The organism is Streptomyces sp. AP-93, from assembly GCF_022808175.1.
In the GTDB taxonomy this organism is placed as follows: Bacteria; Actinomycetota; Actinomycetes; order Streptomycetales; family Streptomycetaceae; genus Streptomyces.
This window is the reverse complement of record NZ_JALGBX010000011.1, coordinates 134,183-159,555: the sequence shown is the minus strand read 5'-3', so window position 1 is coordinate 159,555 and position 25,373 is coordinate 134,183. Positions and strand designations below refer to the sequence as shown.

The 25,373-nt window shown below is 71.0% G+C and carries 24 protein-coding genes and 5 pseudogenes; 10 read left to right on the top strand and 19 right to left on the bottom strand.

What is annotated here, in order from left to right; genetic code table 11:
- Positions 1-28: 28 nt before the first annotated feature.
- Positions 29-1,243 carry an acetate/propionate family kinase gene (locus tag MTF69_RS19975; protein ID WP_243336278.1) on the top strand — a complete coding sequence of 405 codons (1,215 nt, stop codon included), beginning with the start codon at positions 29-31 and terminating at the stop codon, positions 1,241-1,243.
- Between the two features lie 63 nt (positions 1,244-1,306).
- Positions 1,307-2,737: a pyruvate kinase gene (gene pyk, locus MTF69_RS19970; RefSeq protein WP_243336277.1), complete on the top strand. Its 1,431-nt coding sequence runs from the start codon at positions 1,307-1,309 to the stop codon at positions 2,735-2,737.
- A gap of 136 nt (positions 2,738-2,873) precedes the next feature.
- Here pyk and MTF69_RS19965 read toward each other — a convergent pair whose 3' ends face one another.
- The 4 genes from MTF69_RS19965 to MTF69_RS19950 form a co-directional block, all read right to left on the bottom strand.
- A complete protein-coding gene (locus tag MTF69_RS19965) occupies positions 2,874-4,142 on the bottom strand; it encodes a hypothetical protein (RefSeq protein ID WP_243336276.1) in 1,269 nt (422 codons plus the stop codon).
- Entirely contained in the window at positions 4,132-4,716 is a 585-nt protein-coding gene (locus tag MTF69_RS19960) for a DUF6114 domain-containing protein (protein WP_243336275.1), read from the bottom strand. Before MTF69_RS19960 ends, MTF69_RS19965 begins: the two co-directional genes overlap by 11 nt.
- A gap of 126 nt (positions 4,717-4,842) precedes the next feature.
- Positions 4,843-5,472, bottom strand: a complete 630-nt coding sequence (locus MTF69_RS19955) for a DUF6230 family protein (protein ID WP_243336274.1) — start codon at positions 5,470-5,472, stop codon at positions 4,843-4,845.
- Between the two features lie 590 nt (positions 5,473-6,062).
- Positions 6,063-7,070, bottom strand: a complete 1,008-nt coding sequence (locus MTF69_RS19950; protein ID WP_243336273.1) for a tetratricopeptide repeat protein — start codon at positions 7,068-7,070, stop codon at positions 6,063-6,065.
- Positions 7,071-7,378: 308 nt separating this feature from the next.
- On the opposite strand from MTF69_RS19950, the gene MTF69_RS19945 reads away from it, so the two are divergent.
- Entirely contained in the window at positions 7,379-8,041 is a 663-nt protein-coding gene (locus MTF69_RS19945; RefSeq protein WP_243336272.1) for a TetR/AcrR family transcriptional regulator, read from the top strand.
- On the opposite strand, the gene MTF69_RS19940 is transcribed toward MTF69_RS19945, so the two are convergent.
- From MTF69_RS19940 to MTF69_RS19915, 6 genes are all read right to left on the bottom strand, one after another.
- Positions 7,983-8,534, bottom strand: a complete 552-nt coding sequence (locus tag MTF69_RS19940; RefSeq protein WP_243336271.1) for a hypothetical protein — start codon at positions 8,532-8,534, stop codon at positions 7,983-7,985. The two genes, MTF69_RS19945 and MTF69_RS19940, sit on opposite strands and share 59 nt — an antisense overlap.
- A gap of 35 nt (positions 8,535-8,569) precedes the next feature.
- Positions 8,570-10,270 (bottom strand): methylmalonyl-CoA mutase, encoded by a 1,701-nt coding sequence (locus tag MTF69_RS19935; protein ID WP_243336270.1) that lies wholly within the window; start codon positions 10,268-10,270, stop codon positions 8,570-8,572.
- Positions 10,271-10,354: 84 nt separating this feature from the next.
- Complete coding sequence (locus MTF69_RS19930) at positions 10,355-10,684, bottom strand: DUF3817 domain-containing protein (RefSeq protein WP_243336269.1); 330 nt, start codon at positions 10,682-10,684, stop codon at positions 10,355-10,357.
- Between the two features lie 72 nt (positions 10,685-10,756).
- Positions 10,757-11,896, bottom strand: coding sequence for an MBL fold metallo-hydrolase (locus MTF69_RS42925; RefSeq protein WP_279345984.1), 1,140 nt, complete (start codon positions 11,894-11,896; stop codon positions 10,757-10,759).
- A gap of 134 nt (positions 11,897-12,030) precedes the next feature.
- Positions 12,031-12,540, bottom strand: coding sequence for a MarR family winged helix-turn-helix transcriptional regulator (locus MTF69_RS19920; RefSeq protein WP_243336268.1), 510 nt, complete (start codon positions 12,538-12,540; stop codon positions 12,031-12,033).
- Between the two features lie 21 nt (positions 12,541-12,561).
- Positions 12,562-13,845, bottom strand: a complete 1,284-nt coding sequence (locus MTF69_RS19915; RefSeq protein ID WP_243336267.1) for an MFS transporter — start codon at positions 13,843-13,845, stop codon at positions 12,562-12,564.
- Positions 13,846-14,009: 164 nt separating this feature from the next.
- Between MTF69_RS19915 and MTF69_RS19910 the strand changes: the two genes are divergently transcribed.
- Positions 14,010-14,978, top strand: a complete 969-nt coding sequence (locus tag MTF69_RS19910) for a DUF5937 family protein (protein WP_243336266.1) — start codon at positions 14,010-14,012, stop codon at positions 14,976-14,978.
- 422 nt (positions 14,979-15,400) lie between these two features.
- Positions 15,401-16,432, top strand: coding sequence for a glycoside hydrolase family 6 protein (locus tag MTF69_RS19905; RefSeq protein WP_243336265.1), 1,032 nt, complete (start codon positions 15,401-15,403; stop codon positions 16,430-16,432).
- 18 nt (positions 16,433-16,450) lie between these two features.
- On the opposite strand, the pseudogene MTF69_RS19900 reads toward MTF69_RS19905, so the two are convergent.
- The 5 genes and pseudogenes from MTF69_RS19900 to MTF69_RS19875 form a co-directional block, all read right to left on the bottom strand.
- Positions 16,451-16,828: pseudogene (locus MTF69_RS19900) on the bottom strand (DUF1929 domain-containing protein); the annotation flags it as partial.
- Positions 16,812-17,072, bottom strand: a pseudogene (locus MTF69_RS19895) (glycosyl transferase); the annotation flags it as partial. The pseudogenes MTF69_RS19895 and MTF69_RS19900, both read right to left, overlap by 17 nt.
- Before the next feature lie 140 nt (positions 17,073-17,212).
- The gene (locus MTF69_RS19890) at positions 17,213-17,839 is read right to left on the bottom strand and encodes a C39 family peptidase (RefSeq protein ID WP_243336264.1); all 627 of its coding nucleotides are present in this window, start codon (positions 17,837-17,839) and stop codon (positions 17,213-17,215) included.
- Positions 17,840-17,899: 60 nt separating this feature from the next.
- On the bottom strand, positions 17,900-18,730 hold the full coding sequence (locus MTF69_RS43760; RefSeq protein WP_374323393.1) for an excalibur calcium-binding domain-containing protein: 831 nt from the start codon (positions 18,728-18,730) through the stop codon (positions 17,900-17,902).
- 145 nt (positions 18,731-18,875) lie between these two features.
- Positions 18,876-19,040: pseudogene (locus MTF69_RS19875) on the bottom strand (thiamine-binding protein); the annotation flags it as partial.
- Positions 19,041-19,116: 76 nt separating this feature from the next.
- Between MTF69_RS19875 and MTF69_RS19870 the strand changes: the two are divergent.
- Together MTF69_RS19870 and MTF69_RS43440 are read left to right on the top strand one after the other, a co-directional pair.
- Positions 19,117-20,496 (top strand): recombinase family protein, encoded by a 1,380-nt coding sequence (locus MTF69_RS19870; RefSeq protein WP_243336263.1) that lies wholly within the window; start codon positions 19,117-19,119, stop codon positions 20,494-20,496.
- Between the two features lie 605 nt (positions 20,497-21,101).
- Entirely contained in the window at positions 21,102-21,233 is a 132-nt protein-coding gene (locus tag MTF69_RS43440) for a helix-turn-helix domain-containing protein (protein ID WP_308401429.1), read from the top strand.
- 190 nt (positions 21,234-21,423) lie between these two features.
- Here the strand turns inward: MTF69_RS43440 and MTF69_RS19860 are convergent, their stop codons facing one another.
- Both MTF69_RS19860 and MTF69_RS19855 read right to left on the bottom strand, forming a co-directional pair.
- Positions 21,424-21,894, bottom strand: a complete 471-nt coding sequence (locus MTF69_RS19860) for an NUDIX domain-containing protein (protein ID WP_243336262.1) — start codon at positions 21,892-21,894, stop codon at positions 21,424-21,426.
- A 3-nt stretch (positions 21,895-21,897) separates the two neighbouring features.
- Positions 21,898-22,638, bottom strand: a pseudogene (locus MTF69_RS19855) (XRE family transcriptional regulator).
- Between the two features lie 115 nt (positions 22,639-22,753).
- Here MTF69_RS19855 and MTF69_RS19850 point away from each other — a divergent pair.
- Positions 22,754-23,182 carry an ATP-binding protein gene (locus tag MTF69_RS19850; RefSeq protein WP_243336261.1) on the top strand — a complete coding sequence of 143 codons (429 nt, stop codon included), beginning with the start codon at positions 22,754-22,756 and terminating at the stop codon, positions 23,180-23,182.
- 223 nt (positions 23,183-23,405) lie between these two features.
- Here the strand turns inward: MTF69_RS19850 and MTF69_RS19845 are convergent.
- Both MTF69_RS19845 and MTF69_RS19840 read right to left on the bottom strand, forming a co-directional pair.
- Positions 23,406-23,543, bottom strand: a pseudogene (locus MTF69_RS19845) (MTH1187 family thiamine-binding protein); the annotation flags it as partial.
- Entirely contained in the window at positions 23,540-23,884 is a 345-nt protein-coding gene (locus tag MTF69_RS19840) for a DUF3817 domain-containing protein (RefSeq protein WP_243336260.1), read from the bottom strand. The pseudogene MTF69_RS19845 and the gene MTF69_RS19840, both read right to left, overlap by 4 nt.
- Positions 23,885-24,081: 197 nt before the next feature.
- Here MTF69_RS19840 and MTF69_RS19835 point away from each other — a divergent pair, with 197 nt between their 5' ends.
- Both MTF69_RS19835 and MTF69_RS19830 read left to right on the top strand, forming a co-directional pair.
- A complete protein-coding gene (locus MTF69_RS19835) occupies positions 24,082-24,720 on the top strand; it encodes an AIM24 family protein (protein WP_243336259.1) in 639 nt (212 codons plus the stop codon).
- Entirely contained in the window at positions 24,720-25,370 is a 651-nt protein-coding gene (locus tag MTF69_RS19830; protein WP_243336258.1) for an AIM24 family protein, read from the top strand. Before MTF69_RS19835 ends, MTF69_RS19830 begins: the two co-directional genes overlap by 1 nt.
- Positions 25,371-25,373 lie beyond the last annotated feature (3 nt).

The following is a 25,373-nucleotide window of genomic DNA, read 5'->3' as shown; positions in this document are numbered from 1 at the left end:
GCCCCCACCGCAAAGGAAAGTCCCCATCGTGACCGCATCGCGCGTACTCGTCCTCAACTCCGGCTCCTCGTCGGTGAAGTACCAGCTGCTCGACATGGCGGACTCCTCCCGCCTGGCGGTCGGCCTGGTGGAGCGCATCGGCGAGGAGACCTCCCGGCTCGTGCACGAGCCGTTGACCGGTCCGGGCGCCGCGGGCGGCAAGCGCGAGCGGACCGGTCCGATCGCCGACCACGGGGCGGCGCTGCGGGCCGTCGCGGCGGAGCTCGCCGCCGACGGGCTGGGCCTGGATTCGCCCGAGCTGGCGGCCGTGGGCCACCGGGTGGTGCACGGCGGGACCAAGTTCACCCACCCGACGCTGATCGACGACGCGGTCCTGGCGGAGATCCGCGCCCTGATCCCGCTCGCCCCGCTGCACAACCCGGCGAACGTGACCGGCATCGAGGTGGCGCGGGAGCTGCGCCCCGACCTGCCGCAGGTCGCCGTCTTCGACACGGCCTTCCACTCGACGATGCCGGAGCACGTGGCGCGGTACGCGATCGACGCCGCGACGGCCGACAAGTACTCCATCCGGCGGTACGGGTTCCACGGCACCTCGCACGCCTACGTCGCCCGCGCCACGGCCCGGCTCCTGGGCAGGGCCGAGGAGGACGTGAACGTGATCGTGCTCCACCTGGGCAACGGCGCCTCGGCCTCGGCCGTGCACGGCGGGGTGTGCGTGGAGACCTCCATGGGGCTGACCCCGCTGGAGGGCCTGGTCATGGGCACCCGTTCGGGCGATCTGGACCCGGCGGTGGTCTTCCACCTGGCACGGGTCGGGGGCATGTCGATCGACGAGATCGACTCGCTGCTCAACAAGAAGAGCGGTCTGCTGGGTCTGTGCGGCGACAACGACATGCGCGAGGTGCAGCGGCGGGCGGCGGAGGGCGACGCCTCCGCGCGGCTGGCGCTGGCCTCGTACATCCACCGTCTGAAGAAGTACATCGGCGCCTACTCGGCGGTCCTGGGCCGGGTGGACGCGGTCGCCTTCACCGCGGGCGTGGGCGAGAACTCCTCCGAGATCCGGGAGATGGCCCTGGCCGGTCTGGCCGAACTGGGCCTGGCGCTCGACCGGGAGGCGAACTCGGTACGGTCCCCCGAGCCGCGCCTGGTGTCCGCGGAGTACGCACGGGTGGCCGTGGCCGTGGTCCCGACGGACGAGGAACTGGAGATCGCCAGCCAGACGTACGCGCTGGTTACCGGGTAGTCACTTTGGACTTTCCGCCAGACGGAATATTCCGCTACGAAACAAACCGATAGGATCCGCTCCATGCGCCGTTCCAAAATCGTCTGCACGCTGGGCCCCGCCGTCGACTCTTACGAGCAGCTGAAAGCTCTCGTAGAGGCCGGTATGAACGTGGCCCGATTCAACTTCAGCCACGGCTCCCAGGCAGAACACCAGGAGCGGTACGACCGTGTCCGGAAGGTCTCCGAGGACACCGGGCGTGCCGTCGGCGTCCTCGCCGACCTCCAGGGCCCGAAGATCCGCCTCGAGACCTTCGCCGAGGGTCCCGTCGAGCTCGTCCGCGGTGACGAGTTCACCATCACCACCGAGGACGTCCCGGGCGACAAGTCCATCTGCGGCACGACCTACAAGGGTCTGCCGGGCGACGTCTCCAAGGGCGACCAGGTCCTGATCAACGACGGCAACGTCGAGCTCCGGGTGACCGAGGTCGAGGGCCCCCGGGTCAGGACCATCGTCATCGAGGGCGGTGTCATCTCGGACCACAAGGGCATCAACCTGCCGGGTGCCGCCGTCAACGTCCCCGCCCTGTCGGAGAAGGACGTCGACGACCTCCGCTTCGCCCTGCGGATGGGCTGCGACATGGTCGCCCTGTCCTTCGTGCGTGACGCCGACGACGTCAAGGACGTCCACAAGGTCATGGACGAGGAGGGCCGCCGGGTCCCCGTCATCGCCAAGGTCGAGAAGCCGCAGGCCGTCGCCAACATGGAGGGCGTCGTCGCGGCCTTCGACGCGGTCATGGTCGCCCGTGGCGACCTCGCCGTCGAGTACCCGCTCGAGAAGGTCCCGATGGTGCAGAAGCGCCTCGTGGAGATGTGCCGCCGCAACGCCAAGCCGGTGATCGTCGCGACCCAGATGATGGAGTCGATGATCACCAACTCGCGCCCGACGCGCGCGGAGGCCTCCGACGTCGCCAACGCGATCCTCGACGGCGCGGACGCGGTCATGCTGTCCGCCGAGTCCTCGGTCGGCGCCTACCCGATCGAGACCGTCAAGACGATGTCGAAGATCGTCGAGGCGGCCGAGGAAGAGCTCCTGTCCAAGGGCCTGCAGCCGCTGGTCCCGGGCAAGAAGCCCCGTACCCAGGGCGGCTCCGTCGCCCGCGCGGCCTGCGAGATCGCGGACTTCCTGGACGGCAAGGCCCTGGTCGCCTTCACCCACTCCGGTGACACCGCCCGCCGCCTGTCGCGCTACCGCGCGAACCAGCCGATCCTGGCCTTCACCACCGACACCGGCACCCGCAACCAGCTCACGCTGAGCTGGGGCGTCGAGTCCTACGTCGTCCCGCACGTGGACAACACCGACTCCATGGTCGACCTGGTGGACGTGGAGATGCTCAAGCTCCAGCGGTACAACAAGGGCGACACCATGATCATCACCGCCGGCTCGCCCCCCGGCGTCCCCGGCACGACCAACATGGTCCGGGTCCACCACCTGGGCAGCGGCGCCCGCGACTGACGTCGCACCCGCCGTACCGCGCCACTCGCTCCACCCGTACAGCCTCTGCCGCACAGAGACCGAGGGCGGCACCCCGATCCGATGAGGATCCGGGGTGCCGCCCTCGGTGCGTGCGGCCGCGCGGGGCCGTACGCGTCTACTCCGGCGGGCCGATGTAGTTCTTCAGGCCCGGAACGGTCAGGGTTCCGCCGAACTGGCCGGCCTGGACGACCTTGGCGTTCGTGAAGAACGCGAACGGGACGTTCAGGGGCGGCGGGCTCTTCGGGCTGAACTCGATCGGGATGATCCCGAAGAGGTTGCCCTTGAGGCTCTCGGTGTACATCGTCACCTTGGCCCCGCGGATCTTCGAGGTGGACCCCGGACGGGACTTCAGGTGGGCGACCAGCTTGCCCTTGCCGACCGTCTGGTAGAGGTCCTTGATGTCCAGCGAGTCCGCGGTGAACTTCAGGACGGTCTTGGTCTTGCCGCCCGCCGTCTTCACCTTGACGATGCCCTCGTAGTCGAGGCCGTAGAGGGTCAGCAGCGAGCTGTCCAGGTACCAGGGCTCGTCCGGGAGCAGCGGGATGCCCTGCTCCAGTTCGGCGTTGGCCAGGGCCTTGGCGTCGTAGGTCGGGCAGGGGAAGGGTTCCTTCCCGTCCTTGCCCTTGCCCTTGCCGCCCTTGCCGCCCTCCGTCGCCGTTTCCGGCGTCGGCTTCGGCTTCGGCTTGGTGGCCGTCCTGCCCGTCTCGTCCTTCGGGGTGGTCGTGGTGCCCTTGACCTCCTCGGAGAGCTCCGAGACCGTGACGCCGGCCGTCTTCGCGGCGTCGCGGATCGCGGACTCGGCCGGGTCCGGAGCGGACACCGGCGTCGCCGCCCTGGTCGCCGTGGCGGACGGGGCCGGCGCTGCCGCGGCGCCCGCGAGGGGCTTGCCGAGCGCGTCGACCAGGCCCTCGACCGCGTCGCCGACGCCGAGCGGGTCCAGCGGGTTCGCCGCCTTCGCCGGGGCGACCGCCGCCGGCATGAGGCCGGGCTTCTCGACGGCCGTCGACGCCGACGGGCTCGTGCTCGGCGACGGCACCGCCGTGGGCGACTTGCCCGGTGCGGGCTTCGCCCCCGGAGTCTTGGACGGGGTCTTGGAAGGCTTCTTCGACGCCGACGGGGAGGCCGATTCCGCGGGCTCGTCGGACCGCGTCACGCACGGTCCGGGCGCGAAGGGGATGTCCTTGTCGTCGGCCACGGCCAGCTTCGGCGCCATGCTCATGCCGACGAAGACCGCGGTCGGCATGGCGGCCAGCGCCATCGTCTTGCCGACGGGTATCTGGATCTTCGTCAGCAGGGACTTCCTGGGCGCCGCGTGGCGCGGGCCCTTCCTCTCACGGGACTCCGCACCCGGAGCCTCGCCCCGTTGCGTTTCGTCACCCCGCACTGTTCCTCCCGCCATCGGCGTGGGCAGTCGTCTCGCTCGCGTATGCCTGCGTTTCCGTTTCGCGCTGCCCCGGGACCCCGTAGGGGCCCGCCATCGCCTCGGCCTTGCCCAGGTTCACGGCCTGCGCCGGGTCTGTGGTGTCCCTCGGGCCGGTCTCGTCCGCCGGCTTGCCCGGCACCCACGACAGCGCGAGGCCGCCGCCGGTCAGGGCGAGGATGATGCCCAGGCCGAAGCCACCGAGGTTCGAAACCGGAATGGACACCAGGCCCAGCAGGATCGAGGCGACGCCCGCGAAGATCCGTACGCCCTGCTGGAACCAGAGCGTCAGCCCCAGCGTGACAAGGAGGACACCGATGATCAGCGAACCGGCACCGGTCGTCGTCGCCATCGCGAGGGTGACGTTGCCGAGCCGGACGTCCCCGTACGGGAAATAGAGGATCGGAGCACCGCTGAGGAGCGTGAACAGACCTGCCCAGAAGGGGCGGTGACCGCTCCACGCGTGGAAGCGGTAGTACACCACGGTGAGCCAAGCGTCGTCTTCGGCGCGCACGTAAACCGGGGCCTGGGGGTTCATGGACAACAGCTCCCTGGAAACGGGTGGTACTGAGAACTATGTGGAGCCCGGACGGGCGGGCGACGGCGACTGCTGCCGTCACCGCCCACCCGTCCGGTTATGCACCGGGAACGACTACTTCTCGTCCTAGTAGCAGGGCTGGTCGCCACCGAGGAGGCGCAGCTTGAGGTCGGGCAGCTTGAAGGTGCCCGCCGTCGTCGCCCACGCCTTCTGGCGCACGTTCGACAGCACCGCGCGGTCCGCACGCTGCGAGAACGCGTACTTGTTGGCGACCGTGCCGGCCTGCGGCTTGGTCTTGTGGGACGCGTCGCCGACCGCGACACCGATGTCCAGGTTGGTGAACTCGGCGTCGGTGTCGAGCTCCGCGACATCGAGGTAGATGTTCTCGGCCACGGCGGGCTTGCCCGCCTTGGTGCCCGTCGTCAGCCTCAGCGTGATGTTGCCGAGCGGCGTCGGGGTCACCAGCGACTGGCACATGTTGGTGATCTCGGCGTGGCTGAACCCGGAGATGGTGACCGGGTGGTGCGCCTTGGAGCCGTCGAGGTTGTGGCCCTCGGCGACGCCGCCGTACTGGATCAGGTTCTTGCCGTCGAGCTTGTCGGCAGAAACCTTGAAGTCCTGGCCCGAGACGCTGAAGGACGCCGCGAGGGCACCCTGCGCCAGACCCACTCCGACCGCCGCCGTGGCAGCGATGCTCGGCACCATGACGAGCGCGAAGCGCTTCCATCTGGTCCCGCCACGAATCTGGGAAATCATGTTCGTTCCTCCTTCTCGGACGTACATCTCCGGTCCGGGCGGTGCCCGTCCTGGGATGGGAGAAGTGCTACGTCCTCGGGAAGGAGCGCGAGCGGCCGAGCCGCGGCAATGCCGCGTCCGTACACCGGCGTTCACCCCCGAGCGACAACCACTTGGCCACGCGTTCGCGCAACCTGGAGGACAGGCCCCGCCGTGTGACGGAGACCCCCCTGTCCCACGGCCGGTGCCACTGCCACCGGCCGGCCCGGTGGGGACCCTCCACCGCGGCTCCGGATGAGCGGCTCTGCGGGAAGGACCGAGCGTCGCCGATCGTGGTCCATTCACGGCCGGGGCACAAGGGGGTTCGTTACTGGCGGGTAACGGCCAGATAACCTGAGCGAGTCCCACACCTGTCGGGCGGCCACACAGGGTGTCACCAAGGGCCACGACAGACCGGGGGAAGAGTGAACACACCGGACAGTTCACGGGGTTCGATTTACTGCGAGTAACAGCGGCCGCGATTGCCAAGTTTTGGCAAAGCGCGGCCGCTGTTTATCTCTGTGTCAACAAATCACCGGCGTGTGCCGGTGCTGTGTCGGTCCTGTGCCGGTCTAGAACAGCACCCTGGCGAGCGCGGTACGGGCCGAGGTGACGAGCGGGTCGTCCGCACCGACCACTTCGAACATCTCCAGCAGCCGCACGCGTACCGCGTCCCGGTCGTCACCGAACGTCACCTTCACGGTGTCCACCAGCCGCCCGAAGGCGTCCGCCACGTGACCGCCGGCCAGATCCAGGTCGGCCGCGGCGATCTGCGCCGCCGGGTCCTTCGGGTTCTCGGCCGCCGCGGCGCGCACCGCCTGCGGGTTCATGTCCTTGACCCGGGCGAACAGCTCGGCCTGGGCGAGGCCCAGCTTGGCGTCGGTGTTGGACGGATCGGCCGCCAGTACGTTCTTGTAGGCGCGCACCGCCCCGTCCAGGTCGTCGGCGTCCAGCGCCTCGATCGCCTCGTCGAGCAGGGCGTCGTACGGACCGGCCGGCTCCTCTTCCTCCGCGGCACCGGACCCCGGGGCGGCGGCGCCCTCGGCGCCGGGATCCACCTCGACGCCGATGACCCCGAAGCGCTCCTCGGCGATCTGGACCAGCTGGGCCAGGACCCCGCGGACCTCACCCTCGGACGCGAAGTCCTGGAACAGCGGCATCGCCTGACCGGCGACGACGGCGAAGACGGCCGGGACGGCCTGGATGCGGAACTCGCGGATCAGGTTCTGGTTGGCCGCGACATCGAGCGCTGCCAGCGCGAGCCGGCCGTTCGCCTCGATGGTGAGCCGCTCCAGCAGCAGGCTCAGCTCCTGCCCCTGCTCGAAGCCTTCGGCGCGGAAGTCGAGGATGACCGGAACCTCGCCCGAGAGCGGGACGACGTGGCTCTCGAAGCGGGTCTCGTCGGTGTCGAAGACGAGCGCGGACGGCGGAACGGCCCCGGCGGGCGCGGGCGCACCGCCCTGAGCGGCGTTCCGGGCCGCGTCGGCGCGGGCCTGCTCGGCCTTGGCCTTGGCCTCGCCGGCCGCCTTCACCGCGGCGAGGTCGACGACGCCGCTCATGGACATGTTTCTGGGCTGCATGCGTACATCCTCCCCCGAGTGCGCGCGCCGACGAAAAAGATCGGCCGAAACGAACCGATCGCGGTACTTGCCGTGCGGTACACCGCCGTGCCGTCTACCGCTGTGCTGCCGTTCTGCCGTGCTGCTGTACTGCCGTTCTGCCGTGCTGTGGCGCCGGGTCCCCACCTGGCGCCGGTAGCTCTTCGCGTGGTTGTCGCTCTTACGCTACGAGTCGTAGCGTAACTCCCCGCGCCCGCCCGCGCCCCGTGATCTGAACCACACGGCCGGGGGGCCGGTCGCCTCTGCTACCGGCGGGTATGGTCTCGGCCATGCGCAACCCCAGCTCGGACACCTCCTGCCCGCCCGGCCGCACCGGACGCCCGCGCAGCGCCGCGGCGGACGCCGCGATCCTCGCCGCGACCCGGGACGCGCTGGTGGAGCTGGGCTGGTCGAAGCTGACGATGGGGGACGTCTCGGCGCGGGCCGGGGTCGCGAAGACCACCCTGTACCGGCGCTGGTCGGGCAAGAGCGAACTGGTCGTGGACGCCGTCGCGGAGCTCTTCGACTCCCTCGAACTCCCCGACCGGGGGTCGCTCGAAGCCGACATCGAGTACGTGGTGCTGCAGTTCGCGGCGCTGCTGCGGCGCCCGGAGGCCCGTACCGCCCTGATGGCGGTCGTCTCCGAGTCCACCCGGGACGAGGCCCTGCGGGACCGGATCCGGTCGGCGATCGTGGACCGGCAGAAACGTCTCGTCGTACTGGGGCGCCAGCGGGCACAGGCCCGGGGCGAACTCCCCTACGAGGAGGACGAGTCCCTCGCCGCCCACACCACGGACCTGATCTTCGACGTCATCGCGGGCACGGTGGTCCACCGCGCGCTGGTCAGCTCCGAGCCGGTGGACGAGCTGTGGGTGGCCACCTTCACGGCGCTGCTCATGTACGGCCTCCGGGGCTCCGCCGCCGGCCCTTCCGGCGCCGCTCCGGCGGTGTGACCACCGCGGGCCGGCCGCCGTCCGACAGGGGCAGGAAGTCCTCGCACCAGGCCGGCGCCGAGGCGATCAGCGCCTCCGAGCGCGGGTTGTGGCCCGGCCAGGGCCTCGGGCGCCCCGGCCAGTCGGCCCAGCGCAGGCTGTCGGCCTCTTCCGGCGGCAGCAGCCCGGAGGCCACCAGGGCCGCCCGGCCCGCTTCGAGCCCGGCGAGCCGGTAGCCGTACTCCGAGGAGTCCACCTCGTGGACCCGGGCGTCGGTGAGCAGCACCGAGGCCGCCACCCCGTCGAGGCCGCGCACGATGCCCGCCCGCACGCAGGCGGCGTACACCTCGGGCAGCCGGCGCTCGGCCGGCACGGCGTTCAGGACCTCCGTCAGCCCGTCCCGGCCGGGCGGCTCGAAGTCGGCGGCGATGTACGCGTACGGCCCGCAGTTGGTCTGCATGAGCACACGGGCACTCACGCCGTACACGGGGACGGGAAGGCGGCGGCCTGTCATGGCCGCCACCTTAGGGCGTGTCAGGCGACGAGCCGTCAGAAGCCCGGCGGCTCCGTGTACGTGCCCCACTCGTCCCGCAGCAGGTTGCAGATCTCGCCCATCGTGGCTTCGGCGCGCACCGCGTCCAGCATCGCCGGGATCATGTTCGACCCGTCGCGGGCGGCGGCCAGCATGGCGTCCAGGGCCTCAGTGACCTTGGCGTCGTCCCGGCGGGCCTTGCGCTCCGCGAGCTCGCGGACCTGTACGCGCTCCACCTCGTGGCTGACCCGCAGGATCTCCAGGTCCCCGGTGACCGAGCCGTGGTGCACGTTGACCCCGACGACCCGCTTGTCGCCCTTCTCCACCGAGCGCTGGTACTGGAAGGCCGACTCGGCGATCTCCCCGGTGAACCAGCCGTCCTCGATGCCCCGCAGGATGCCCGAGGTGATCGGGCCGATCGGGTGCTGCCCGTTCGGGTGGGCGCGCAGCCCGCGCTCCTTGATCTGCTCGAAGATCTTCTCGGCGTCGGCCTCGATGCGGTCGGTGAGCTGCTCGACGAACCAGGAGCCGCCCAGCGGGTCGGCCACGTTGGCCACGCCCGTCTCCTCCATCAGCACCTGCTGCGTGCGCAGGGCGATCTCGGCGGCCTGCTCGCTCGGCAGCGCGAGGGTCTCGTCGAGGGCGTTGGTGTGGAGGGAGTTGGTGCCGCCGAGAACGGCCGCGAGGGCTTCCACGGCGGTGCGCACGACGTTGTTGTAGGGCTGCTGGGCGGTGAGGGAGACACCGGCCGTCTGGGTGTGGAAGCGCAGCCACATCGTCTTCTCGGACTTCGCCCCGTACACCTCCTTCATCCAGCGGGCCCAGATCCGGCGGGCGGCGCGGAACTTGGCGATCTCCTCGAAGAAGTCGAGGTGCGCGTCGAAGAAGAAGGAGAGCCCGGACGCGAAGTGGTCCACGTCCAGCCCGCGCGAGAGGCCCAGCTCCACGTACCCGAAACCGTCGGCGAGGGTGTACGCGAGCTCCTGCGCGGCCGTGGCTCCGGCCTCGCGGATGTGGTAGCCGGAGACGGAGAGCGGCTTGTAGGCGGGGATGCCGTTCGCGCAGTACTCCATGAGATCGCCGATGAGGCGCAGGTGCGGCTCGGGCTCGAAGAGCCACTCCTTCTGGGCGATGTACTCCTTGAAGATGTCGGTCTGGAGCGTCCCGTTCAGGACGGCCGGGTCGACGCCCTGGCGTTCGGCGGCCACCAGGTACATGCAGAAGGCGGGGACGGCGGGGCCGCTGATCGTCATGGAGGTGGTCACGTCGCCGAGCGGGATGTCCTTGAAGAGGATCTCCATGTCGGCGGCGGAGTCGATGGCGACCCCGCAGTGGCCGACCTCGCCGAGCGCGCGGGGGTCGTCGGAGTCGCGCCCCATCAGGGTGGGCATGTCGAAGGCGACGGAGAGCCCGCCGCCGCCGGCGGCCAGGATCATCTTGTAGCGCTCGTTGGTCTGCTCGGCGTTCCCGAACCCGGCGAACTGCCGGATGGTCCAGGTCCGCCCCCGGTAGCCGGTGGCGTGCAGGCCCCGGGTGTACGGGTACTCCCCCGGCCAGCCGATGCGCTCGAAGCCCTCGTACGAGTCGCCGGGCCTGGGGCCGTAGACGGGGTCGACGGGGTCGCCGGAGAGCGTGGTGAAATCGGCCTCGCGCGTGCGGGCCTTGTCGTACCGGGCCTGCCAGCGACGGCGGCCTTCCTCAATGGCGTCAGCGTCCATGCTCTGAATTTACTAGGACGTCCTAGTAAATGTCGATGGCCAACCCCCGGGGAGTCGCCCCGGGGGTGGGTGGATCAGCTGAGGTCAGGCGCGGGCGGCGGCCGGACCGCCCACGATGAGGGGCTCGACCTCGGCGCGGATCCCCCGCTCGACGAAGAACGCGGCGAGCGGGATGGTGCCGGAGACCAGGACCCACAGGAGCTTGCCGAACGGCCACTTGGCCTTGGAGCCCAGGTCGAAGGCGAACACCAGGTAGACCATGAACAGCACACCGTGCGCCTGCGAGACCGCGAAGGTCAGGTCGGCGCCGGTGTCGAAGCCGTACTTCGCCACCATGCAGGCACAGAGGATCAGGAGCATGACCGCGGTCACGTAGGCCATGACGCGGTAGCGGGTCAGCACGCTTCGTTTCATGCCGTCGAGCCTAGCCGTCCGGTTTGCACGATCTTGACGGGGGCGGGGTTGCGGAGCAGTCACCCGGATCGCTCAGCCGGTGTTGGTACCCGTGCCGGTACCCGTGCCGGTGCCGGTGCCCCTGCCGGTGCCGGTGCCAGTGCCAGTTCCGGTGCCGGGTCGCGGGGTCGCCGGCGCCGGGCCGCGGAGGGCGGGCCGGGACCAGGGCGCGCCGGCGGCGCCGGACTCCGGGCGCAGACCCAGCTCGCGGAGCTGGTTGACGGCCGACATGGCGGTGAACAGCGTGTTCGGGTTGGCTCCGCCGACGCCCAGGCCGGCCATGGCCCGCGCATAGCGGGCGGCGAACGCGCTCGGGACGACCCGCTCCCCCTCCCCGGCCAGCCCGAGCGACGCCCGTCCCAGCGCGGCGGCCTGCTCCAGCAGCCCGTCCAGGTGGGACACCGCTTCGGCGCCCCGGCGCACGGCGAAGGTGTGCCCGTCGGTGAGGAGCGCCACCTCCCCCGCCTCGAAGAGGAGGGCGGCGGAGCCCAGTACGGTCTGGATCTTGAGCTGGTCGGCGTCGGCCATCGCGCCGCAGGGCCCGTTGCCCTCGTCGGACAGGTGCAGGACGCCCGCATCGCGCAGGTGCACGATCACGTGCCCGGCGCAGTGGCCCTGACTGCGCAGCACGCGGACCGCGCCGTCGGCGAAGGTCCAGCCGGTGAACCGGAGCGGGCCGATCCGGATCTGCTCCGGCGGCCGTTCCTCGTAGGTCCGGGTCGTCTCGCCGAAGGGCCGCATCGGCTGGAAGAGCGCGACCACCCGGGCCGCGGTGTGCGCGGGCTCGGGCAGCTCCGCGGGCCCGGCGACGCGCCCGAAGGACCGCACCCAGTAGTCCAGGGGATCACGCATCTGGGCCACGTCGGGGGCGGGCACATAGTGCTCGGCCGGTACGCCCAGCCCGTCGGCCAGGTCGTTGTTGCCGACGTGGTCGAGGTGTCCGTGCGTGGTCAGCACCAGCGCCCGCGACCAGGGCCCGACCCGGGCGGCCGCTTCCAGCAGCGCCGCGCGGAAAGCCTCCGTGACACCGGTGTCGACGAGCACCAGGGTGTCGCCGGCCCGGTGCACCAGGGCATTGGCGACGTCCGGCTGCCCGTGGGTGAGGTCCAGGCCCTGCCCGAGGACCAGTACGGTCCGGTCGTCGATCTCGATCAGGTCACCGAGCGCGGTCATCGGCCCTCCCTCGGTCCGGTCCGGGGGCGCACCCCTGCCGAGCGTACGCCGCCGTCGGGGAGGGCGCCGCCCGCGTCGGGCGACGGGGAACGGGGAAACGGGGGGAACGGGGGAACGGGGGAACGGGGGTCGGTCTACTTCTCCTCGAAGTCGGACGCGGCCACCCGGAGCGGGCGCAGGAGCGCGAAGATCTCCCCGCACTCCTCGGCGTCGTAGGCGCTCAGCCCGAAGTCGATCTCCATCAGCGCCTTCGTGGCCGCCTCGACCACCTCGCGGCCCTTGTCCGTGATCGACGCGAGGGTGCCGCGCCCGTCGTTCGGGTTCGGGCGCCGGGCGACGAGGCCGGACTTCACCAGCCGGTCCACCGTGTTCGTCACCGACGTCGGGTGCACCATCAGCCGCTCGCCGATCTTCGACATCGGCAGCTCCCCGGCCTTGGAGAAGGTCAGCAGCACCAGCGCCTCGTAGCGCGCGAAGGTCAGACCGTACGGCTTGACGACCGCGTCGACCTCGCCGAGCAGGATCTGGTGCGCCCTCATGATCGAGGTGATCGCGGCCATCGAGGGGACCGGGCCCCAGCGTTGCTGCCAGAGTTCGTCGGCGCGGGCGATGGGATCGAAGGGAAGGCTGAGCGGCTTGGGCACGCATCAGACCCTACCGGGCGGTCATTTGGCGGCGGGATCCGTCTCACGCCTCGGCCCGTCCGTCCGGCGCACCTCGGTGAGCAGCAGCAGGACCACCCCCGTACCGAGCACCGCGGCCGACGCGACCACCACGTGGACGGACAGGAACTCCGCCGCGAGACCGGCGAGCGCCATACCCACGCCCTGAAGGGTCATCAGACCCGTGCTGAGCAGGGTCATCGCCCGGCCGCGAAGCTCCTCGGGCACGGCCTCGACGTACCACTGGTCGAGCCCGAGGGTGTACGCGTGGGCCAGCCCGGCCAGGACGAGCGCGGTCAGCAGGAGCGGCAGACCGGGCCGGACGGCGTACGCGAGCAGCGGCAGCAGCGAGAGCGCCGCAAGCGGGGCCGTGATCCGCGAACGCGTTCGGGCGGTGAGCGCGGAGCCCGCCCACACCTCCCCGGCGATGGCGCCGGCCGGCATCGCGCACATCAGCAGCCCGAGCCCGGCGGTGGAGATGCCGAGGCCGGTGGCGTACGGCGTCAGCAGCGCCTCGGGCACGACCACGAAGAGCGGCGGCAGCCAGGACAGCAGGGTCAGGGCCCGCAGCCGGCGGTGGCCCAGCACGGCGCGCAGCCCGGCGAGCGGGGAGACCCGCGCACCGGCGCCCGCGGACCGGGCGGGCCGGGCCCGCGTGCCCAGGCGCAGCAAGACCGCGGAGCCGAGGAAACCGGCGGCCGTGAGGAGGATGGCCCCGCGCGGCGCCAGCACGGTGAGCAGCAGCCCGCCGAGCCCGAAGCCGATGAGCTGGGCGCTCTGCGCCACCATGCGCAGCAGCGAGCGGCCCAGGACGTACGCCTCCCCGGCGCCGAGGACGTCGGCGAGGGAGGCGCTGCGGGTGCCCTGGAACAGCGGCGCGACGAAGGCCATCGCGCAGCGCAGGACGAGGAGCAGCGCGACCGGGGTGCCGGGCAGGGCCATGGCCGCCGCACAGGCCGCGCAGACGAGGTCGCAGCCGACGAGCACGCGGCGGGCGGGGAGCCGGTCGGCGAGCGGCGCGAGGAGGGTGCCGCCCAGCGCGTAGGGGAGGAAGCCGAGGGCGAAGGTGAGCGCGCTCATCAGGGGGGAGCCGGTGGCGCGGTAGACGAGGACGGTGAGGGAGATCTCGGCGATGACGACGCCGAGCACGGACAGCAGGTGCGCGGCGAAGACCGGCCGGAACTCCCCGACCCGGAAAACGCCCCGGTATCCGGCGGGCTCCGGCACGGGGTCCTGGCCGGGAGTGGCGGTCGCCGGGGACGCGGCGGACGGATCTGCGGTGGTCATACGCTGCACCCTGCCGCCGCCTAGGCTGGGGAACCAGAGATTCGCCCCCACCCGAATCCCCCGCTCCCCGACCCGCCATCCCCACCACCCAGCCACCCCGCCCGCGCCGGCCTGGCATCCCGCCGCCCCGCCCATCCCGTCCCACCCCCGGAGGGACCCGCCCCGTGCCCTTCCACTTCCGCTTCGGCCCCGCCGATCTCCTCCGCTGCCGGTTCTCGATCTCGCCCCGCTGGGAGACCCAGGAGGCGGTACGTGTCCTCCTGGACCGGCGGCGCCACGCCTACCACCTGCCCTGGCTCCGCGGGATCCGCACGGCGGCCGCCGGGCTGGACCTGCGGCCGCTGTGGCTGCTGATGCCGCGCAGGGGACACAATCCGGACTTCCTCAGCCCGCCCCCGACGGGCCCGTCGGTCACCTTCGAGGAGGAGCTCGCGCGGGTCCGGGCCGCCGATCCGCAGGCGGCGCGGGAGGACCTGCGGCGCTCCCTGGTCTGCACCCCGGGCGCCCTGGAGAGCGCGGCCGGGCAGCGGATGCTGGAGGATCCCGAGCGGGCGGTCCAAGAGCTGGCCGACCTCTACGAGCAGGCATGGCGGGCGCTGGTCGCCCCGCACTGGCCCCGGCTGCGCGCGCTGCTGGAGGCGGACGTCCTCTTCCACTCCCGCCGGCTGGCCGCGGGCGGCCTGGAGGCCCTCTTCGACGGCCTCCACCCGGATCTGGGCTGGTCGGGGAACACCCTCACCATCGCCCGCCGGGGCCACCACGACCGCTCCCTCGACGGCCAGGGACTCCTCCTCATGCCGAGCGCCTTCGTCTGGCCGGAGGTGGTGGGCGGCTACGACCCGCCGTGGCAGCCGACCCTGGTGTACCCGGCCCGGGGCATCGGCGCCCTCTGGACCGCCCCCGCGGGCCCGGCCCCCCGGGCCCTGGCCCAACTGCTGGGCCGCTCCCGCGCCGACATCCTCTGCGCCCTGACCGAGCCGGCCTCGACCACCACCCTGGCCCACCGCCTGTCCCTGGCCCCCTCCACCGTCTCCGCCCACCTCAAAACCCTCCAGGAAGCCGGCCTCCTCATCCCCTCCCGCCACGGCCACCAGATCCTCTACGAACGCACCCCCCCCTGGCCATCGCCCTGACCAACCCAGCCCAGCCCTGACCACTCCACCCCCACCGGGGCCAATCCAGCCCGGCCGGGGCCAATCCAGCCCAGCCCAGCCCGGCCCTCACCAATCCACCCCCACCGGGCCCAATCCAGCCCAGCCCTCACCAACCCAGCCCCACGGGGGCAAATCCAGCCCGGCGGGGGCGAATCCAGCCCGGCCGGAGCCAAATCCAGCCCCGCCGGCGTTTGAGGCGCGGGGGTCCGGGGGCAGAGCCCCCGAAGGGTCCGGGCGCAGCCCGGGGAACGGGCGAAGGGCGGGTAGGGGACCAGCCCCCACAGCAGCACCCGTACGCACGCGGCGCTGTCGCCCCCCGCCCCACCTACCCCCATGTCACGATGACCCGGCCCGCGGCCACGGCCACGCCGCCGCCCGCCCCTTCGCCCCGAGGAAGCCGGATGCCAGCCCCCAGCAGACGCCCCGCCACCCTCCTCACAACAGCCCTGACCCTGACCCTGGCCCTCGCCGCGACAGCGGCATGCACCCCCACCCCCACCGCGCAGCCGGAATCCGCACCGCCCCACCGCCCCGCGGGAGCCGGCCTGGTCGACGAGTCCCCGTTCTGGGTGGACCCGCAGAGCGACGCCGCCCGCCAGGTCGCCGCCTGGGAGGCGCAGGGCCGCAACAGCGACGCCCAGGTGCTGCGCCGCATCGCCGACCGGCCGATGGCCCTGTGGGGCCCGGCCGGCGACCCCGGCCCCGAGATCCGCCGGGCCAGGGCGAGCGCCCGCGCGGCCGGCCGCACCATGGTCCTCGTCGCGTACAACATCCCGTACCGGGACTGCGGGCAGCACTCGGCGGGCGGCGCCAAGGACGCCGCCGCCTACCGGAGCTGGATCGGCGCCTTCGCCGACAACATCGCCGACGCCAAGGCCCTGGTCGTCCTGGAGCCGGACGCGGTCCCGCACCTCGTGGACGGCTGCACCCAGGCAGGCCACCGCGACGAGCGGCTGCGGCTGCTCTCCGAGGCCGTCGACCGGCTCAAGCGCAACAAGAACACCAAGGTCTACCTGGACGCCGGCCATCCGGACTGGATCCCGGATCCGAAGAAGCTGGTCGATCCCCTCTACAAGGCGGGACTCGAGCGCGCCGACGGCTTCGCCCTCAACGTCTCCAACTTCCAGCCCAGCGCGGCCGGCCGGGAGTACGGCGCGACCCTCTCCAAGGCCACCAAGGGCAAGCACTTCGTCATCGACACCAGCCGCAACGGCGACGGCCCGCTCCAGGGCGACGGCGGCCAGGCCTGGTGCAACCCGCCGGGCCGTGCTCTCGGCACGCCGCCGACCGACACCACGGACGCCCCGCTCGTGGACGCGTACCTCTGGGTCAAGCGCCCCGGCGAATCGGACGGCACCTGCCGCGGCGGCCCCCCGGCCGGGAAGTGGTGGCCGGACTACGCCCTGGGCCTGGCCCGCCGCTCCACGGACTAGGTCGGCCGGCCGCGCCCCCTAACTCAGCCGGCCGTCCCGCGATGCCTCCGACGGGGGCGGGGGTCGTGTCGGCGCCGGCTCCGGAGCCGGCCGCGCCCGGACCCACTTCGCCACCGACGGGGGGCCGTCCGCGTCCGTCACGAACAGCACGCACCAGCCGGGCGGCACCAGTGTCGGGTCCGCGGGCACGGTGACCGTCACCGTGCCGTCCGTCTTCGCCAGCCCGAACTCGATCGAGCGCTGCTCCACGTCGGTGGTGTGCGTGACCGCGCTCGGCCGCATCAGCCGGGCCCGCTGGATCCGCTCGAGCCGGTGTTCGAACCGGCCCAGCCTGGTGTTGTCCTTGTCCGCGAAGAGCGGGTCTGAGCCGAAGGTCGCCACCCGCCTCCCGGACGGTCCGGTGCGTGGGCCGGACGAGGTAGAGCAGCAGCCCGGTGGCGGCGACGGGGGCGAGCGTCATGAGCGCGACGGCCCGCATTCGGGTACGGAGGTCCTCGCGCGCGAGCAGCGAGCGGTACCTCACCCTGTAGGCGGCGGCGGGATCCGGCTCCTCACAGGGGCCGGCCAGCCGGCTGTGGGTCTCGTAGTCGAAGGCTTCCTGCCGCACGGTTCCTCCAGCGCTCGAAACCGAGGTACGCATCCCAACGAAAGGGGAGATACGTACCTCGACCTGTCGAACGGGACGCACCGACCCGAGCGGTTCCGTTCCGCACGCTCCCGGCCAGGGCCGAACGGGTCACCGCACCGGAAGACGGCGGCGCGGGGCCCCGGGCGGGCCCCTCAGCCGGCGCGGCCGCCGAGCAGGACGCCGCGTCCGGCGTAGAAGCGGTCCAGGTCGGCCCAGGGGACGGGCGCGTACCGCTGGGAGCCGTCCGGGAAACCGGAGGGATTGTGCACCAGGACGGCGTCCTCGGTGGCCCCGACGGCGAGCACCAGGTGACCACCCCTGGACTCCGGTGCGGCAGCCGGGGAACGGATCGACCAATGGACCGACAGCATCGCCAGCCCGCCCCCGGCGAGCGCGTCCCGGACGGTCCCGTGAGCCAGCAGAGGCGCCGAGCGCGCGTCCAGGCCCCAACGGGCGTTCACGTACTCGGCGAACGGCTGGTAGATCAGCCCCTTCACCGCGTCCCCGTCCCGCACGTACGCCTCGGCCCCGCAGAGCTCCTTCACCAGCTCGACCGAGGGCGGCACCGGGAGCCCCAGGCTCCCCAGCGCCATCCGCAGGCAGGCCACTCCGCACATCCGGGGCGCCCAGAAGGCGTACTCCTCGGGGGAGTCGGCCCCCGACCCGGCCCACAGCGGATCCCGGGCCGCGTCGGCCCCCGCGACGAACTCGGGCACCAGCGCGGCGGACTCCCACTGGGAGTAGTACGGGACGGCGTGCTTGATCGTGGAGACGCTCATGCCTCCGGAGTCTGCTCTACGGGAGGTCCCCCACCCCGGGCGGCCCCCGGCGGGGGTCCGCTACTCGCAGGCCACGCCGTCGCCGTCCCTGTCCAGATGGCGGCCGTAACCGGGGTCGCCGCTACGGATCGGGTCGGCTCCCGCGGCGCGGACGGCGGTGCAGTTCTTGTAGTAGACGCTGCCGCCCCCACCGCCGGTGGAGGATCCGCCCGAGGAAGAGCTGCCCGAGGAAGAGCTGCCCGAGTCGTCCCCGTCTCCCGGCTCTTCGGGTGTGGGTTCGGGGTCCGGATGCAGCTTGGCGCCTGCCGCCGCCGGACAGGCCGTACCGGGTGCCACGACCTTGAGGTGGGCGCTCGTGGTCTTCGGGGCCCGGATCTCCGTGCCCTCGGCCGGGTCCTGGAAGCAGACCTTCCAGCCGTCCACGGTCGCGGGCAGCGTGACGTCGGTGTACGCGCTCTCCGGTACGACCGACTGGAGCCCGACCGGCTTCAGGGTCTCGGTCGCCTTGGCGAAGGTGAGACCGATGACCTTCGGCATTTTCGGGGCCGCCGGGGTCGCGGTCGCCGAAGGCGCGGGTATCGCGGTCGCCGAAGGCGCCGGTATCGCGGTGGCCGAGGGCGCGGGCGTCGCGGTGGCCTCGTGCGTGACCGCGGCCTGCGGCTTCGCGTCGCTCCCGGTCTTCTCCGGCGGATCGCTCAGGAACGGGGCGAGGAACCAGAGGCCGGCGAGGACCGTGGCGGTGATCTTCTTGCCCTTGCTCCAGCCACCGGTCCACGCGAGGGCGATGCCACCGGGCGGAAAGACGACGAGCAGGGCGATGATCAGCGCCGGATGGTGCCACCAACGCCGTACCGGCGCATGCGCGTGGAGGTACGGCGGCGGGTAGGTCACGGGGTGTCCTTCTGCTGATTCGTGTCGGGCCCGGCGAGCGTACATACATGCGAAAGCCGTACTGATCGGTACGCTGAATTGGCCCCAAACACGGCGAAGCCCCTCGAAGGCGCCGCAGCTTCCGAGGGGCTCGCGAGTGGGATCATCAGCCCCCGGCGAGGTGGCGTTCCACCGTTTCCATCTTGGACGTCATGCCGTCCGTGACGCCGGGGCGGATGTCGGCCTTGAGGATGAAGGAGACCCGGGGGGCGCGCGCCTCCACGGCGGCCACCGCGCGCTTGACCACGTCCATCACCTCGTCCCACTCGCCCAAAAGAGGGCACATCTGACAACACACTCTGACAACATGGTGATCCCTGTTCTGGGGTGTGGGAGGGGATTGAGGCATGCGCATTGCGATCTATCTGCGGCTGTCCCGGGAGTCTGACGACTCCACTTCGCTGGAGACCCAGCGAGAGGCGGCCCGGCGGTGGCTCACCGCGAACGGGTACGACCCCGCCGACGCAGTGGAGTACTCCGACGCCGGCGTATCGGGAGCCAAGCCGCTTGAGGCAAGACAGCAGATGAACGCGCTCATGGCCGCCCGGCCTGATCTCGTGATCGCGTGGAAGCTGGACCGGTACGCGCGCAGCGTGTCGGAGTTCCTCCGTCTCGTGTCATGGGGCGAGCGGTACGGCGTCAACATCGCCACCACGGACGGCACCATCAACACGATCACGCCCACGGGCCGCATGGTCGCTGTCGTACTGGCAGCGCTGGCCGAGTGGGAACGGGAGATGATCAAGGACCGCATCACGGAAGGCCACGCCACGCGCCGCCAGCAAGGACGTTGGGCATCCGGACGCGCACCTCGCGGGTACCGCATCGCGCGACGTGACGACGCCGCCTACCTTGAGATAGACCCCGAGCAAGCGGCACAGATCCGGGACGCTGTAGACACCCTGGTCAACGGCGGAACGGTGGCTGGCACGGCGAAGATCGTGGGTGTGAGCGAACCGCAGTGGCGACGGCTGCTGAAAGCCCCGACGCTGCGCGGCCAGCGCGCCCACAAAGGAAAGCTGATCACCGGAGCTGACGGCGTCACACCCGTCCAGTTCGCGGAACCGATCCTGTCTGCTGCGGAGTTGAGGGCAGCGCGGGATCGCATGGATGCCCTGGCCACGGGCAAGGACCGCGCACCGCGACGTGCTACGCCGATGTGCTCCGGCATGGCGATCTGCTATCGCGGCTGCAGGCTGAACGGTGGAACGTCCGACAAGGGCGTGCCGCTCTACCGCTGCAAGGCAGGCCACACCACGATTTACGCGGAGACTCTGGATCAGCGCGTGGAGCATGAGTTCCTGACTGTGTTCGGCAGGTTCAACGAGTGGCACGTCCGCCTTGAGGGCGGCAACGACCTGTCGGCGGAGATCGAGGAGATCCAGGAGCAAGCCGAGCGAGTGGCGGAGCGTATGGCCACCGCTGGTGCGCTGATGCTGCCGACCCTGGAGCGCAAGGCAGCGGAGCTAGAGGCTGCGTACGCTCGGCTGCTCGCCGATCACGAACCGGAGACCCGTGAGGTTTCCGTTCCGACCGGACGCACGATGAGGCAGGCATGGGCGGCTGAAGACGAGACAGGACGTAAGCACCTGCTTGTGCTGCTGAATCTTCGGGTGACCCTGCACCCGCGTGGAGCGGCCGACCGCCTGTCGGTCGAGTGGGGGCCGAACCCGGAAGATGCCGCAGATGCCGAGCTTGCCGCCATCGCCCGGAGCGAGGCGGCGTAAGCCCGCCTGAGCACCACCGCTCACGGCCCGCCGCCGGGGAACCTGGTAGCGGGCCGTTCCGCGTTGCTGACGCCGTGGAAGTCACGCCATTCCGCCACTCGTCGCCCAATGCATCGACGGCTGGGCAGGAAGCCCGAAGGGAACCGCGTTGCGACGTCGACTGCATAGCGTCACAGAAGCACTCGCTTCGCTACCCTCTGTCGCCAGAGTGCGCCAAAGTGTGCCACCTCACCCTGTTTTCATTTTCTACTAAGCGCGTTAGAGAGAAAGTGAAAAGGGCAGTTAGTTCGGCACTTCCGACCCCTGGTGCGCCCAGGCGCCGACGCGAGCGAGTGGCGTGACGGAGGCGGGGGGATGACCCCCATGGGCAGCCCGAGCCACCGTCAGGCGTCTGCCCTCCTCGGTCCGTACGGGTCTGCCAGTTGCGGACATCGGGGAGTCGTGGCGCAGCGTGACGGGTGAGAGCCGTCGCAGAAACGATGGTTTGCGAGACGGCTGCGTCAGCACCCCAGAGGCGCCCGATCCACGTTCCAAAACCCGTCAAGGACCGGACCCGGGCAGGTCTGGACGCTGCCAGGGCTCAGGGTCGTACGGGTGGTCGTCCGGTGGTGATGGACGCGGACAAGCTCGCTGCCGCCAAGGCCAGGAAGGCCAAGGGTGAGAGCGTCACGGCCATCGCCAAGGCACTCGGGGTGTCCCGCGCGACGCTGTACCGGGCGCTGGGCGCCGGCAAGTAGCCCGCACCGCCCCGAGAGACCGTCTACCCGCTGTGGTGGACGGTCCTTCTGCTGTCTGGGGCCGGGTGGGGCGCTTCCGAAGTTCAAACGAAAGGCTCGGGGAGCGCCCCGTGAGGGAGTCGATGAGGGACCGTACCGTGATGACACACCAGGCCCCGTACGGGTTTCAGAGCGGCTGAGGCCGAGCGCGCTACCCCAGGTAGGGCGTGGGGCGGTGCTCAAGGAAGTGCCCGAGACGCAACCGCTGAGTGTGGTGCATCGCCAGGGAGTCGAGGGCAGCCGGCTCAACGAACCGCAGTTCCGTGCTTTCGTCCGAGATAGCCAGGGTGCCCCCGACGATGCGCGCCGTGAAACAGACGTTGAACTGTCGCCGCACCTCTCCGTCGCTGTACTCGATGATGTGGCGCGGGTCGGTGTACGTGCCGACGAGTCCTGTGATCTCGACGTCGAGACCGGTTTCCTCCTTCACCTCCCGGACGGCAGTACCGGGCAACGAGTCGCCCATGTCCATGCCACCGCCGGGAAGCGCCCACAGATCGTTGTCCCGACGCCGTTGGAGGAGGATGCGGCCCCCGTCATCGGTAACCACCGCTGAGGCGGCAACGACCATGCTGTTCGGCTTCGGCGCCTGCGGATCGTCGTAGTACTCGGTCCGTGCCATGCGTCACCCCTCCACCGGTCGGGCGGTCTCCCACACAGCGTTGAAGCTGTCCGCGTAGGTGTCGAACATGCCCCCGTCGCCGTTGCGACGAAGGTGCCACACGGGCGCACCGTACGCGTTCACGCCCCAAACGTGGGCGTTGACCAATGCCTGATCATCCGCCCGGTACAGGCTGTTGTAGAGGGTCGTCCCGTGCGTGCGCAGTTCGATCCCCGGCACATCGAGCAACGGGCGGTAGTGCATGAGGGCGAGGCGGCAGCGGGATTCGATGCCATGCCCGAACCTCTCTTCCTGTCCGCGCTGCCGCACGTTCTCACTATCGGCGTCGCCGACTGCGATCCGAACCACGCAGCCATCCGCAACCCGCTCCCGGAGGAGATCGTTCAGCCGGGGGTACGCCTCGTGGAGGAAGACGGCCGCATAGACCAACACGTCGATGCTCTCGCGCGCCGTGGCGAGGAGATCCACGAAGACGGACACAGGGAGGTCCGCACGCTGGTCGTACAGCGCAACGAGTTCCGGGCTGACGGCCCGCGCCGCGCGCGCCTGCCTGAGAGCCGGCCAGAGAGCTTAAACGTCCTCGCCCAGCGTCTCGGCGGCCCTGAGCGCCGTTGCCCGCCGGGGGGTGCGCCCGAGGTTCACCCACCGCTCGACGCTCTTCGGGTCCACTCCCGTAGCAGTCGCCAACGCTGCATGCGTCCAACCGCCCGATGCCATCACGGCCCTTAACCGCTCGTTGCCCATAGAGACGTTCTACATGCCGTGGGACGTCCCAAAGTGGCGAACGTACGAGGTTCCTCCGTCCCGGCGACCGGCGGGACGATCTCCGGCACGGGCAGATGACGGCGGAAGGTACGGCATGACGGCGACAGTGCAGCAGGAGGCGGACCAGACCGGGCCGCCCACCTTTGTCCGGAGGTTCACCGCCACCACGAAGGGTGCTCGTCTGGCCAGACACTTCGCGGTTGTCGAGCTGACCTGCTCGGGAGGTCTGGAGCGTGCCGAAGAGGTCGATTCGGTCGCCCTGGTCGTCGCGGAGCTGGCGTCCAACGCTGTCCGGCACGGGTCCGTCCCGGGGCGCCAGTTCGAGTTGCGCCTGATCTGCATGCCCGACACCGTGCGCGTGGCGGTGTCCGATGCGCGTGGGGAGCGTCAGCCGTTCGCGCGGCCTGCCGGGGAAGGCGAGAGCGGCCACGGGATGCGGCTCGTAGCGTCGCTCTCCTCCGCGTGGGGTGTGGTCGGCCGTGACGTCGGCAAGACTGGTCGGCCCCTCCGTCCGCCGACGTGAAGGCCCTGGACGTGGCGTGCATGTCCCATACGGGCCGCACGGGTCACCCCACCTTCGCGCGCCGTTATGAGGACGTTGCCCTCGTGGAGCGGGTGGGCGAGTAAGAGACACCCGACCCGCCGGGCGACGGCAAGCAATATGGTTCGGCGCGGTCGGGCCCGCCCCGGTCGGTACTGCCCCCTGTGCTGGCCGGGGCTCCCCAATGACCTCAGAGCTATACGCTTTTGCCCTCGATGGTGGTGAACATGGCGTCGGTGTGGTTCGGCAGCCCCGATGCGCGCACGACGCGGACGGCGTCGGCCACGTACTCGCCGACCTCTTCGCCGACGCCCAGCGGGGTCACCGAGAACGCGATCATCATGCGCGGGCCGCCTCGCGGGCGCGGGCGGCGAGCACGCCGGCCGCCTCGTCGCGCCCCAGCAGGCGGTCGCCGTAGAGCCCGCCGAAGGGGACCAGCGCCAGCAGGAAGAAGAGGACGACCTTCTTCAGGGGCCACTTCGCCTTGAGCCAGACGTCCAGCAGGAAGACGGCGTAGATGACGAACAGGACCCCGTGGATGATGCCGAGCGGCATCATCAGGTAGTCGATGTCCGAGATCCGGCTCAGCACCGAGCCGAAGATCAGCAGCGCCGGGAACGAGAGCGCCTCCGGTACGGAGATGAGGCGCAGCCGGTGCAGGGCGGAAGCAGTCTTGATGTCCACGTGGAACCTTCGGGGTGGGTGCCGGGGGTCCGTCCCAGTGTCTCAGCCGCCCCGGGCGATCTTGGGGCGGGGCCCGGGGACCGGCCCCCGGCGGACCGGGATGGATTCGGGACGGATGGGACATATCCTGCCGGGTCGGGACGGATATCGGCCAACGGGCTCTGTTCGGTGCCGCCCGCTGCGGATACCGTCTTCCCGTGGCTCAGTTCCGACTCCAAGGCAGCAAGGTGCTCGCCGTCGACCTGACCGGGGACGCCGTGAAAGCGAAAAACGGCGCCATGGTCGCGTACGACGGCCAGATGGCCTTCAAGAAGATGTCCGGCGGCGGCGAAGGCCTCCGCGGAATGGTGACCCGGCGGCTCACCGGCGAGCAGATGACCGTGATGGAAGTACAGGGTCACGGCACCTGCTTCTTCGCCGACCGGGCGAGCGAGATCAATCTGGTCAATCTGCGCGGCGAGAAGCTGTACGTCGAGTCCAGCAACCTGCTGTGCACCGATGCCGGCCTGCGCACCGGCACCACCTTCACCGGCCTGCGGGGTGCGAGCACGGGCAACGGCCTGTTCACCACCACCGTCGAGGGCAGCGGGCAGGCGGCGATCATGTCCGACGGCCCGGCCGTGGTGCTGCGCGTCAGCGCCCAGTACCCGCTGTCCGTCGACCCGGGCGCGTACATCGCCCACACCGGCAACCTCCAGCAGTCCTTCCAGTCCGGTGTGAACTTCCGCACGCTGATCGGCGAGGGTTCGGGCGAGTCCTTCCAGATCCGCTTCGAGGGCGAGGGCCTGGTGTACGTGCAGCCCAGCGAGCGCAACACCATCGGGGGCGACGTCTGATGCCGTTCCGCGAGATCAACTCGAAGATGGTCGAGGCCCAGGTCGTACCGGGGCAGAAGATGTACAGCCAGCGCGGCGCGATGCTCGCCTACCGCGGCGAGGTCTCCTTCACCCCGAGCCTGACCGGCGGCCAGGGCGGCGTGATGGGCATGATCGGACGCCGGGTGGCGAACGAGCAGACCCCGCTGATGGAGGTCGAGGGCAGCGGCACCGTGATGTTCGGCCACGGCGGCCACCACATCCAGGTCATCAGCCTCACCGGCGAGACGCTCTACGTGGAGGCCGACCGGCTGCTCGCCTTCGACGGCACCCTGCAGCAGGGCACGATGTTCATGGGCGCGCAGGGCGGGGTCATGGGCATGGTCCGCGGCCAGGTGACGGGCCAGGGCCTGTTCACGACCACCCTCAAGGGCCACGGCTCGGTGGCCGTGATGGCCCACGGCGGTGTCATCGAGCTGCCGATCCACCCGAACCGCCCGGTCCACGTGGACCCGCAGGCCTACGTCGCCCACCACGGCGAGGTCCGCAACAAGCTGTCCACGGCGCTGGGCTGGCGGGACATGGTCGGGCGCGGCTCGGGCGAGGGGTTCCAGCTGGAGCTGTCCGGCCAGGGCGCGGTGTACGTACAGGCCTCGGAGGAGAAGCTGTGAACT